Origin of the sequence: Lactobacillus sp. B4005 (assembly GCF_026536045.1) — a bacterium.
Classification (GTDB): Bacteria; Bacillota; Bacilli; order Lactobacillales; family Lactobacillaceae; genus Lactobacillus; species Lactobacillus panisapium.
Genome location: NZ_JAFNOZ010000003.1, coordinates 120,873 through 132,779, shown reverse-complemented (window position 1 = coordinate 132,779; position 11,907 = coordinate 120,873). Strand labels below are relative to the sequence as shown.

The 11,907-nt window shown below is 41.2% G+C and carries 9 protein-coding genes; 1 reads left to right on the top strand and 8 read right to left on the bottom strand.

Annotated features, from left to right (window positions below):
- Positions 1-113: 113 nt before the first annotated feature.
- Positions 114-1,730, top strand: a complete 1,617-nt coding sequence (locus J3U73_RS07885; RefSeq protein WP_267410092.1) for a glycoside hydrolase family 13 protein — start codon at positions 114-116, stop codon at positions 1,728-1,730.
- 73 nt (positions 1,731-1,803) lie between these two features.
- On the opposite strand, the gene J3U73_RS07880 is transcribed toward J3U73_RS07885, so the two are convergent.
- The 8 genes from J3U73_RS07880 to J3U73_RS07845 all read right to left on the bottom strand — a co-directional run bounded on the left by J3U73_RS07880 (position 1,804) and on the right by J3U73_RS07845 (position 11,895).
- Positions 1,804-2,304 (bottom strand): O-acetyl-ADP-ribose deacetylase, encoded by a 501-nt coding sequence (locus J3U73_RS07880; RefSeq protein WP_267393575.1) that lies wholly within the window; start codon positions 2,302-2,304, stop codon positions 1,804-1,806.
- A 105-nt stretch (positions 2,305-2,409) separates the two neighbouring features.
- Complete coding sequence (locus J3U73_RS07875; protein WP_220220310.1) at positions 2,410-3,267, bottom strand: sugar ABC transporter permease; 858 nt, start codon at positions 3,265-3,267, stop codon at positions 2,410-2,412.
- 2 nt (positions 3,268-3,269) lie between these two features.
- On the bottom strand, positions 3,270-4,628 hold the full coding sequence (locus J3U73_RS07870; RefSeq protein ID WP_267410091.1) for a carbohydrate ABC transporter permease: 1,359 nt from the start codon (positions 4,626-4,628) through the stop codon (positions 3,270-3,272).
- Between the two features lie 66 nt (positions 4,629-4,694).
- Positions 4,695-5,915, bottom strand: a complete 1,221-nt coding sequence (locus tag J3U73_RS07865) for an extracellular solute-binding protein (protein WP_220232450.1) — start codon at positions 5,913-5,915, stop codon at positions 4,695-4,697.
- A 72-nt stretch (positions 5,916-5,987) separates the two neighbouring features.
- Positions 5,988-7,094, bottom strand: a complete 1,107-nt coding sequence (locus tag J3U73_RS07860; protein ID WP_220232451.1) for an ABC transporter ATP-binding protein — start codon at positions 7,092-7,094, stop codon at positions 5,988-5,990.
- 21 nt (positions 7,095-7,115) lie between these two features.
- A complete protein-coding gene (gene pgmB / locus J3U73_RS07855; protein WP_267410090.1) occupies positions 7,116-7,778 on the bottom strand; it encodes a beta-phosphoglucomutase in 663 nt (220 codons plus the stop codon).
- A complete protein-coding gene (locus J3U73_RS07850) occupies positions 7,763-10,036 on the bottom strand; it encodes a glycoside hydrolase family 65 protein (RefSeq protein ID WP_267410089.1) in 2,274 nt (757 codons plus the stop codon). Before J3U73_RS07850 ends, pgmB begins: the two co-directional genes overlap by 16 nt.
- Before the next feature lie 143 nt (positions 10,037-10,179).
- The gene (locus J3U73_RS07845; protein ID WP_267410088.1) at positions 10,180-11,895 is read right to left on the bottom strand and encodes a glycoside hydrolase family 13 protein; all 1,716 of its coding nucleotides are present in this window, start codon (positions 11,893-11,895) and stop codon (positions 10,180-10,182) included.
- Positions 11,896-11,907: the final 12 nt, after the last annotated feature.

Here is an 11,907-nt window from a genome sequence, read left to right as displayed (position 1 = left end):
TTGTTAGAAAATAGATCATTTATTTAGATACCGATAACAAAATCTACTGAAGCTGCACCATGTTATAATTTGACTAGCATCTCAAGTTAACGCTTACAAGTGGGAGGAAAAATATGACACCTTGGTGGAAAAACGCAGTTATCTATCAAATTTACCCTAAATCATTCCAAGACAGCAATGGTGACGGTATTGGAGACCTAAACGGGATTATTAACCGCCTAAATTATTTACAAAAATTGGGAATTGATGCCATCTGGCTCTCACCCATTTATCAGTCACCTGGCATCGATAACGGTTATGATATTTCTGATTATCAGGCCATTGACCCGCAATATGGGACCATGGCGGATTTAGACAGGCTGATTGCAGAAGCCAAAAAAAGAAATATCCGCATTATTATGGATCTCGTCGTTAACCATACCTCTGATCAGCACCAGTGGTTTATCGAAGCACGGAAAAGTAAAAATAATCCTAAGCGTGATTTTTACATTTGGCGTGATCCTATCAATGGGCACGAGCCTAATGACTTAACTTCTAATTTCTCTGGTTCTGCGTGGCAATATGATCAGACAACTGGCCAATACTACCTCCACTTTTTTGCCCCTGAGCAGCCTGACTTAAATTGGCAAAATCCTGAATTACGACAAAAAATTTATGAGATGATGACTTTTTGGCTTGATAAGGGCATTGGCGGTTTTCGCATGGATGTAATTGAGCTAATTGGTAAAGAGCCTGATCGCAAGATTGGCGCAAACGGACCAAAATTGCATCCCTACTTGCAAGAAATGAACCAGAAAGTATTGGCCAATCATGATATCATGACCGTTGGCGAAACATGGAGCGCCGATTTAGAAACAGTTACTAAGTATTCAGATCCAGCACGGCATGAGCTTTCAATGGTCTTTCAGTTTGAGAATCAGCAAGTTGACCAGCAGCCAGGCAAAGAAAAGTGGGATCTTGCCCCCTATCGACCAGCTGCTCTTAAAAAGATTTTGCTTAAATGGCAAACGCAACTAGACTACCGCCATGCTTGGAATAGTCTTTTTTGGGAAAATCATGATCTTCCCCGTGTCATCTCGCGCTGGGGCAGCGACACTACTAATCGCGTGCAATCAGCTAAAATGTTCGCGATTGTTCTCCATTTAATGCGCGGCACGCCGTATATTTATAATGGTGAAGAAATTGGGATGACCAATTATCCGGTTAAAGATATCGCTGAAGTTGCAGACCTTGAAAGCATCAATATGTATCATGACCGACTTCAAAAGGGCTATTCTAAACAAGAGCTCCTTAAGGCAATTAATGCCAAAGGTCGCGACAACGCTCGGCGGCCAATGCAATGGTCGGATCGGCTGCAAGCCGGTTTTACCAGTGGTGAGCCTTGGCTTAAAGTTAATCCCAATTACCGGCAAATTAATGTTCAAGCCGCTTTAGCTGATCCTAATTCTATTTTTTACACTTACCAAAAACTAATTCGTTTGCGCCATGAAAATGAAATTGTTGTTACAGGCTCATTTAAGCCGCTAACAGCTTCTGCTGATGTTTTGGCATATTACCGCGAATTAGGCGATCAGCGCTGGCTAATTGTCGCTAATCTTAGTGAAAATAAAGCGCAATTTACTGCACCAGATCAGCTTAAACAGGTTTTACTCAGTAACTATTGCGCTCCGCAAACTTTACGGGCACTTACCTTAAAACCATATGAAGCCTTTGCTGCAATTGTTAACTAAGTTAAATAAAAACTCGTGAACTTGATAAAAACCGTCTACTAGTTAGCAGATGGATGATCATTCACGAGTTTTTTTATTTGGCTAGTTCTTTTTGATAAAGCTGAAATGTTGCGTTGTCAAAAGCACACATCGTAACTTCCATCTTAGCTGAAGGATTTTGCTTTAACCAGTCTTTTACTGCTGCAAATGCAATTTCAGCCGCCCTTTTTGCAGGAAAACCGTAAGCACCAGTTGAAATAGCCGGAAAGGCAATACTGTGTAAGTTATTCTGCTTGGCTAAAGATAGCGAATTAAGGTAACAAGCGCGTAAAAGCTGGCTATCGGTAGATGAACCTGAATAAACCGGGCCAACTGTATGAATCACATGCTTAGCAGGCAGGCGATAGCCCCGGGTAATTTTTGCTTGACCGGTCTCACAACCGTGAAGTCCGCGACATTCCTGAAGTAAGTCGGGGCCAGCTGCTTGATGAATTGCGCCGTCAACACCAAGACCGCCAAGAAGCGAATTATTGGCGGCATTAACAATTGCATCTACGGCTAATTTGGTAATATCTCCCTGAATAATTTTAATCATTAGCTCACCTTCTTTTTTAGTTATATTTTACCGCAATTAAAAATCTTGGACGTAAACAAAAAAGTGCGACTGCTTATGGTCGCACTTTGAACTTTTTGCCGTAAATTAACCTTTTTCGGCACCGGCAGTAATGCCATTAACATAAAATTTTTGCATGAAGATAAACAAAATTGTAATTGGAATAGCAATAATAACACAGCCAGCGACAAATTCCGCAAAGAACTGGGTCGCATTGCCCTTTGTATTATGTACCATGTTGTACAAACCATAGGCAATTGTATATGTTTTGGGGTTCCCCGAAGTCGATAAAATAATGCCGGAGAAAATGAAGTCAGTCCACGGAGCAATAAATGCCGTCAAAGCAGTGTAGACGATCATTGGTTTTGCTAAAGGTAAATCAACGTTAGTAAAAATCTGCCACTTAGTTGCCCCATCAATTTCAGCTGCTTCATCAATTGAGAACGGCACCGTATCGAAAAAGCCCTTAGCAACATAGAATCCTAGTCCGGCACCACCGACATAAACTAGCAATAATCCGCCCAGATTGAGCATGTTGAGTCCCTTTAAAATATAGTAAAGAGCAATCATTGACATGAACCCGGGAAACATTCCCAAAATAAGGGCAATTTGCATAAACGGTTTACGAAACGAAAAGCGCAACCGCGATAAGACATATGCCACTGAAATAGTTAAAAAGGTTGAAATAATCATTGATAAAATTGAGATGATCAACGTATTAATAATCCAATTAACTAATGGATACTGGGAATTGGTAAAAATACCAATATAATTATCAAACGTGAACTTATCTGGCCAAAAAGTCGAAACAAAGCCAGTATCATTGTATGAGAAACTCGCTAAAATAATCCAAATGATTGGTAAAATCCAGACAATCGCCAAGATAATTAATAAAAGATAACGGAAAAATAGCGAAAGGCGTTTTTGATTTTGATAAGATTTCATCTTTAGCCCTCCTTAAAAGCATTGGTATGACGATAAGCCAGCAGTGAAAAGACGGCACTAATGATAAAGATTAAAATACCTAAAACTGCCGAGGCATTATAGCGCTGCTCTTGACCAAATGTCAGATTGTACAGCCAAGTTACCAGCAAGTCCGTTGAACCTGCCCCGTTATAGCGATTATTCATTGGCGCACCACCAGTTAGCAGGTAAATGACATTAAAGTTATTAATATTGCCGATAAATTGCTGAATTAAGGAAGGGGCCATCACGAAGAGAATCTGCGGAAAAGTAATTGATTTAAAAATCTGCATTGCGTTAGCACCGTCCATTTTAGCAGCCTCAATTTGATCTGTCGGCAGGTTTTGAATAATAGCAGTGGATACTAACATTGAAACTGGAATACCAATCCACATGTTAACGATAATAACCGTAATCCGCGCTACTAAGGGCGAAGCCTGACTATCAATGAAATGAATTGGGTGAGCTATCATGCCAATATTCATCAAGATATTATTGAGCGCACCCTGATAATCAAGAAATTGTGCCATCATCAGTAAAGAAACAAATTGTGGCACAGCCCAAACAATTACAAAAATTGTCCGCCAAAAGCCTTTATGCTTAATGCCCTTTGATTCAATTAACAATGCCAACAAAACGCCAAAGAAGAAAGTCGTCGCTGTAGCGGCTATTGCCCAAACAATTGTCCAACCTAAAACTGGGAAAAAGGTACCGGATAAGTCCCCGCTAATCACACTTCCAAAAGCCTGGAAACCAGTCCAAGAAAAAGCAATGGGATGCTGCCGGTCATAGTTCGTAAAAGCCATTGAGATCATAAAGATTGTTGGCAAAATGGTAAAACACAGAATTCCTAAAATAGGAAAAGCCATTAACGTATCGTGCAACCGAGAATCAAACAAACTTGCTAGCTCTTCTTTATTAGTTAAAATGTGTTTGCCATCACGACTCAAGACGTAATTCTTTCTGGTCGACCGCAAGTTAACGATATAAAGATAAATCATTGCAATACAGATAATGACAGCAAGGAGCCCAAATAACAGAATTAACACCGAATTTGACGGCTGCTTAGTGATATAAACGCCTTGGGTACTATCATAAACCACTTTTTTGGTCTTATTTTCTCCCAGAGTAGTCAGCATACTAATTGCCGATATTCCGCTAAAAATAAACCAGATAATAAATGCAACTTCTGCTAATAACAGTGTTAAGCCCTTAACCCACTGCTTATTCTCAAGGGCATTGCTACCCATAATAAAGAAGGACAATTTGGTTGCAATACTGCCTTTAGACCAAACCTCACGAAAAGTTGCCTTAACAGCAGCATGCTTTTTCTTTCTAAACATAATTTCTCCTCTTCCTGAGCAAAAAGGTTGGACGCTGCCTGCCCAACCTTTAGTGCTTAAGATTAACTATTTCTTTTCAGAAGCCTTGGCCAATTTAGCAAGTTGAGCCTTGTATTGTGCTGGTTTAACTTTGCCGTCATAAGCACCGTTAACTAGAGGAGGAACATCATTCCAGAAGACTGACATTTGTGGTAATTTTGGCATCAAGACTGAGTTGCCTGGTTTAGACATTTCAATTACCGCATCAGCCACTGAATCCTTCTTCACAGCTGGATCGTTAATTGCTTCTTTAAGAACTGGAATTTGTCCAGCTTCCTTATGAGCGATTAATTGTGCTTTCTTATTTGTGATGTAAGCAGCCAATTCTGACGCAGCTTTTGGATTCTTGGTGTGAGCATTAACTGCAAAACCTTCGATTCCAAGGAATGCCTGCATTTGAACTGACTTACCGCCAACTTCAATCATTGGATACTTCGCAACCGCAAAGTTCTTGCCTAGAATTTTCTTGATATTGGCAGCATTCCAAGGACCATCTAAAATAGCTTGCGCATTACCCTTCTTCAATTGGTTTAATGCGTTTGAAGTCTGCATTACGCCCTTGTTATTTCTTTGTTCAGCGTACCATTTCAGTGCATTAACACCCTTTTGTGAATTAAACGTTGAGCCCTTTAAATCTTCACCGCTGTCACCATACAACTTTGTACCAGCTGAGAAGAAGACTGGCCACATAACATAAGCGTTAGTAAAGTCCGTTGCAACAACACCTTTAGAAGTTAAGGTTTTCCAATTTTTGACATCATTAGCAGATAACTTAGACTTATCGTAATAAATTGTCTGTGCCTGTTGTGCGTATGGATAGGCATAAATTTTTCCTTTCCAAGTTACTCCCTTAGCAGCAACGGCAATGTAATTAGCCTTAATATTGCTGGTATCTTTTGGTGAGAGCGGGTTAATGTAACCTGAGTCTGCCATTTGTCCTAATTGGTCGTTAGGTGCTTCAAAAACATCGGCAGCTTTTGATGGGTCCTTGCCGACATCAGTTTTGGCATTAGCTGAACCAGTTGGATTTTGCGTAACGCGAACAGTGATATTTTTATGCGATTTAGTAAAATCACTAGCAATTTTCTTATAATATGACACTTGATTAGTATCAACCCAGAGCGTCAATTTCGTATTTTGGCTGCTATTTCCGCTTGATGATTTTGAATCATTATTTGAGCAAGCTGCAAGAGACATTGCCGCTAAAATTGCTGTACTACCTAATGCTACTTTCTTCCAAATTTTCATGTTATTTACCTCCTAATTTAAAACAACATGCTTTTTTATTTTCAGTTCCCATTTGGCAACTGAATTTATTCCCTAATTAACGATTGCCAGCGTGGTGTCTTGATCAAAAAAGTGGGCCTTGTTGAGGTCAAATCCCATCTTGACTTGATCACCGGGTTGGTAAAGATCCCGCGCATTAATATTGGCAACGAATTCCGTATCAGCAACTTTTTGGTAAAGCTGAATTGTTGCCCCTAGTAATTCGGACACAACGACCGTCGAATTAACCACCGCGTTCGGCCAAGTTTCGAGAAACGCTTCTTCAGCGTGAATATCTTCAGGTCTAATGCCCAAAATCAAATCACGGTCGTTATAGCCTTTCTTTTCGAGCAATTTTGCTTTCCCCTCAGGTATTCCCATGTCAATGCCGCGATTATCAGTCACACGCCCATTATGATAATGGACATTAAAGAAATTCATCTGGGGCGAACCGATAAAGCCTGCTACGAATTGATTAACGGGATGGTTATATACTTCTTGCGGGGAACCAATTTGCTCAACTTTACCAACCGACATTACAACTACACGGTCAGCTAAAGTCATCGCCTCTGTTTGATCGTGCGTGACGTAAATCGTTGTTGTACCTAAATCCTGATGCAGCTTGGCAATTTCGGCCCGCATTGATACCCGCAATTTTGCATCTAGGTTGGATAAAGGCTCATCCATTAAAAAGATGGGTGCATCCCGCACGATTGCTCTACCTAAAGCTACCCGCTGTCTTTGACCGCCAGATAGCTCAGCTGGTTTTTTATCCAAGTATTCTTTCAGGTTCAAAATTTCAGCTGCATGTTGCACCCGCTGATCAATTTCACTTTTCTTGTAATGACGCAGCTTTAGCCCAAAGGCCATATTGTCGTAAATTGTCATGTGCGGATAAAGCGCGTAGTTTTGAAATACCATGGCAATATGGCGGTCCTTTGGCGCTACATCGTTCATTACCTGATGATCAATCTCGAGTGTGCCCTTGCTGATATCTTCCAATCCGGCAATCATCCTCAAAGTAGTCGATTTACCACAACCAGAAGGCCCAACAAAGACGATAAATTCCTTATCTTTGATATGTAAATCAAAGTCCTTCACAGAATACTGGTCATTACCCTCATATTTTTTGCATAGATGGTTTAAATCAACTTCAACCATTCTTTTTACCTACCTTCTTAACTAGCTGTTTATATAAGCAGCCACGATCTTATCTAACTGCAAGTCTTTGGTTGAAGCGACAAGATAGTCGGCTGCTTTCAACGCGGTGCGGTCGCCAATACCGACGGCAAATTGCCCGGCCGCTTTAATTGCAGCGACCCCAGCTGCGGCATCTTCAAAACTGATCACTTCACTCGCCTTTAAGTGCAAAAGTTGTTGCGCCTTTTGATAGATTTCCGGATCTGGCTTGCCCTTGTTAACTGTTGCCGCATCGACAATACCAGCAAACTTACTGGCAATCTTCAATTTGTGCAATATTTTAGGCGCGTTTTTCGAAGCCGAAGCAATGCACATTTTTAAATTGGCCTCTTGTGCATCCGCGAGTAGTTGCGAAATGCCAGGTAAAATGTCTTTCGGCGTCATCGTATCTACTTGCTGTAAGAATTTCTCGTTCTTAGCTGCCGCAAACTGCTTCTTCTGCTGCTCAGTATACTCATTAGTTTGATGACCATATTGCAAGATTAAATCTAGGGAATCCATGCGAGAAATTCCTCGTAACGAGTTCAGTTGCTCGTTTGTCAGTTTAATTCCTAATTCTTTAGCTAAATCATTCCAAGCGGCTAAATGAAACTTCGCTGAATCTGTCAAAACGCCGTCTAAATCAAAAATCAAACCTTTAAGCATGCCACTTCACCTTCTTTCAATTCAACCTGTTGGTCTTTAACCATGACTGTGAGCTGCTTACCACTAATCAAATCAAGCTTAACTTCATCATGGCTAACGACTACTTTAATTAAACGATTACGGTAGTTAAGTTTGAAACTATAATTCTGCCAGTTATCGGGAACGAACGGATTGAACTTTAGCTGCTCTTTGTCATAACGCATTCCCGCAAAGCCTTGAACAATTGCAAGCCATGAACCGCTCATTGAAGTTATATGTAGTCCATCGGCAGTATCATTATTGTAGTTATCAAGGTCTAACCTGGCTGTTCGTTCATAAAGAGCAACCGATTGTTTCTTTTTACCTAATTCAGCCGCTAAAATTGAGTGAACACAGGGCGAAAGAGAACTCTCATGAACGGTGAGTGGTTCATAAAAATCAAAGTTGCGCTCCTTTTCTTCTTTAGTAAAGTGATCATCCAAATAGTAGATTCCCTGCAAGACATCTGCTTGCTTGATAAACGGTGAACGAAGGATTTTATCCCAAGACCAATGCTGGTTAATTGGACGTTCAGTTGCCGGAATTTCCTTTGCTGGCTGCAAATCTTTGTCTAAAAAGTCATCTTGCTGTAAAAAGATGCCGCGTTCATGATCTTCCGGCAAATACATATTAGCGATAATGTCCTGCCAGTTAGCTTTTTCCTGTTCACTAACGTGGACCCTCTTTTGGGCGGCGGGATCAGCTAGGGGCAGACGTTCTAAGGTGTATTGCAAAACCCATTGCGCCATCAGGTTAGTGAACCAGTTATTGTTGACATTATTTTCATACTCATTCGGCCCGGTTACACCGTGCATGACATACTTTTGCCGCCATTTTGAATAGTGAACCCGGTCTGCCCAAAAACGTGCTGTTTCAACTAAAACATCCATTCCCTCGTTTTTAACATACGACTCATCCCCGGTATAACTGGTATAACGCTTAATTGCAAATGCAATATCAGCGTTACGGTGAATTTCTTCAAAGGTAATTTCCCATTCATTGTGGCATTCAAGACCGTTAAAGGTCACCATTGGGAAAAGCGCACCCTTTAACCCAAGATCTTTAGCATTCTGATAGGCTCCTGCCAGTTGATCGTGCCGATATTGAAGTAGCGCCCTCGTCACGTTCGGCTTAGCCACGCATAAATACATCGGGAAGATAAAGGCTTCAGTATCCCAGTAAGTCGCACCACCATACTTTTCGCCGGTAAAACCCTTGGGACCAACATTGAGTCGTTTATCTTCGCCATAGTAAGTCATAAACAACTGTAAAATATTGAACCGGATTCCCTGCTGGGCCAAATCATTACCGGTGATTACCACGTCACTTTTTTCCCACCGTCTTTGCCAGATAGCAGTATGCTCAGCTAGATTTTCGGTAAAGCTCTTGGCCTGCAAGCGTGTCATCAATTCGGCGGCTTTTTGAGCTTGCATTTCCGGCTCAACATCGCGACTAGTAACAACAATTACATCTTTTTCAAGGTTATAGCGATCACCGGAATTGAGGTCAACCGTTAACTTTTCACTGAGTCCAGCTTTAGTTGTTGTGACCATTCCTTTGACAAAATGATTGTTATGCCGCAATCCCTGCTTTAAGAGAACTGTAAATTGCGGAACTCCATATGGATTGGGGATTGTTTTAACCTGAATCGTGCGCTGATCGCTATCTTCACCGCAGCTTTGCCAGAAATGCTCATTGTAGTTGCTATCTTCATTAGTAACCGTGCCATCCAGCGTTGCTGTAAAGGTAATTTTGGCTTTTCCCGTTAAGACCGTCGCTACAACGTTAATCAGTGCCGCTTCTTTTTGTTTAATATGTAAAAAACGTTGAAATTCAAACCTAACCGTGGTCGTTGTTCCCAAATAAGTAAAGCTCCGCGTTAAGAGGCCTTGATGCATATCCAGCGAAAAAGAAAAATCTTTGATCTTGCTGGCTGCTAGATCCAGCTTTTCGCCGTTAATATTAATGCCGATGCCAATAAAACTGGGGGCATTGATGGACTTGCCAAAGTACTTGGGATAACCATTTTTCCACCAGCCCACTCGTGTCTTATCCGGAAACCAAACTCCAGCCAAGTAGGTTCCTTGCAAGCTATCGCCTGAATAACCCTCTTCAAAATTACCGCGCATCCCCATGTAATCATTACCAATTGACGTAATGCTTTCCTGCAGACGTTTATCTGCCGGATTAAACTCATGCGTAGTAACTTGCCAAGGATTAATCTCAAAAATCCGTTTCATCTGCTTATCTCCTCTTGTGCGGTTTTGTTTACGCTTTCATTATTCGCCAAAATGGAGCATCTTTGCAATCCAAAATCCTCTGTTAACGGTATCAAAATAATTATGAAAAAAGCAGCAAGCTTTCTTTGCCTGCTGCTTAGATATTATTCAACTTCAATTGCAATTCCCTTGGGCTTTAACAATCCATTGGCAAAGTTTTGCTGTAAGATTGCTTGCCCCTTAAGTGCGATATTTTTGGTAGTTGTGTTGAAATATGCCGTAATTTTGACGTCTTTTGTCCGAACAACTTTAATTAAACCGGTTGCAGTAACAGTTAAAGATATTTCACCTTGGCCCAAGGTATCTGCGTATTTTTTCCGAAAGGCAATTAATTGCTGTACCTGCTGCCAAACTGCACTATTTTTCTTACTCCAATCCATCGGCTTACGGCAATCTGGATCATTTCCACCAGTCATGCCCATTTCGGTGCCGTAATAAATACATGGACTACCAGTCTGCATAAACATAAAAGTTAACGCCTGCAAGGCCAATTCTTGATCACCCTGTGCCAGCGTTAAAATTCGGGCGGTATCGTGAGAATCTAGCATATTCATCATGGCTTGGTTAGTGCTATCGCGATATAGCATTAACTGATCAGTTAGCGCCGCAACCAATGCTTGCGCCGTTTTTGTTTTCTTAAAAAAGTGCTCCTCAATCTGCAAAGTATACGGATAATTCATTACAGCAGTGAACTCGTCGCCATTTAGCCATGGTCTAGCGCTGTGCCAGATTTCACCAACAATGTAAAAATCCGGCTTAATAGCGGTCAGAGCAGCATGAAATCTGCGCCAAAAATGATGATCAACTTCATTTGCCACGTCAAGCCGCCAAGCATCAATGTCGAAATATTTTACCCAGTAAGTGGCAATTTCTAAGAGAAAATCCTGCACTGCCGGGTTGGCGGTATTAAGTTTAGGCATGCTTGGTTCAAAGGCAAAAGTATCATAATTGGGCATTGCTTTTTGACCAGTTTGATTTGGGTTAACCGGAAATTGATTAATGTGAAACCAGTCAGCAAATTTTGATTTCGCTCCGTTTCTAACTACATCTTGCCACTGCAATGATTGACTCCCTAGGTGATTAAAAACGGCATCAAGCATCACGCGCATCCCCCGCTTATGTGCCTGCTCAACTAGATCGGCAAAAAGCTGTTTGTCACCAAAAGCAGGATCAATTTCTAAATAGTCAATTGTGTCGTATTTATGATTGGAGCTTGCCTTAAAAATGGGACAAAGATATAGTCCTGTAACGCCCAATTCTTGCAAATAATCTAAATGGTCGATGATTCCCTGCAAATCGCCGCCATAATAATCTTCTCTTCCGGGATGATCACTAGGCTGCCATTTTTTCGTTCCCTGCGGGTCGTTATTAGTATCCCCGTTAGCAAAACGTTCCGGGAAAATTTGGTACCAAACCGTCTGCTTTACCCATTGAGGTACCGTTGTCATGTCAATTGTGTGCAAATAGGGCAATTTAAAATAGCTGCTGTCAGCGTTCAGACTTTGCGAATTAAAGCTGCTAATCCCGCGATCGCCGACGATAACATGGCTGTCGTCTTTACCAATCACTTCAAACGTATACTTAAGGCGCCGGTAAGGGGCCTTTAAAGTTATACCCCAGTGATCACTCACTTGTCCGTGACCCAGTAATTTTAAGTCCGCTTTTTTATCTGTCTTAGTATCCAGATAATTATCGGTATAATGAACAACTACCTTGTCAACATCATTTTTTGCGCTATGAAACCGAATCCGAACGTGGTGCGGACTTATAACAAAGCAATCTTCACTTTCTGTTCGGTGCTTTAAGGCTGCTAATTGCATCTTTTATTCTCC

Excerpts from the sequence above, each read along its gene's own strand:
- J3U73_RS07860 (WP_220232451.1), bottom strand. The coding sequence starts at position 7,094 with ATGGTTGAAGTTGATTTAAACCATCTATGCAAAAAATATGAGGGTAAT.
- J3U73_RS07875 (WP_220220310.1), bottom strand. The coding sequence starts at position 3,267 with ATGAAATCTTATCAAAATCAAAAACGCCTTTCGCTATTTTTCCGTTAT.
- pgmB (WP_267410090.1), bottom strand. The coding sequence starts at position 7,778 with ATGCTTAAAGGTTTGATTTTTGATTTAGACGGCGTTTTGACAGATTCA.
- J3U73_RS07880 (WP_267393575.1), bottom strand. The coding sequence starts at position 2,304 with ATGATTAAAATTATTCAGGGAGATATTACCAAATTAGCCGTAGATGCA.
- J3U73_RS07845 (WP_267410088.1), bottom strand. The coding sequence starts at position 11,895 with ATGCAATTAGCAGCCTTAAAGCACCGAACAGAAAGTGAAGATTGCTTT.
- J3U73_RS07885 (WP_267410092.1), top strand. The coding sequence starts at position 114 with ATGACACCTTGGTGGAAAAACGCAGTTATCTATCAAATTTACCCTAAA.
- J3U73_RS07850 (WP_267410089.1), bottom strand. The coding sequence starts at position 10,036 with ATGAAACGGATTTTTGAGATTAATCCTTGGCAAGTTACTACGCATGAG.
- J3U73_RS07870 (WP_267410091.1), bottom strand. The coding sequence starts at position 4,628 with ATGTTTAGAAAGAAAAAGCATGCTGCTGTTAAGGCAACTTTTCGTGAG.
- J3U73_RS07865 (WP_220232450.1), bottom strand. The coding sequence starts at position 5,915 with ATGAAAATTTGGAAGAAAGTAGCATTAGGTAGTACAGCAATTTTAGCG.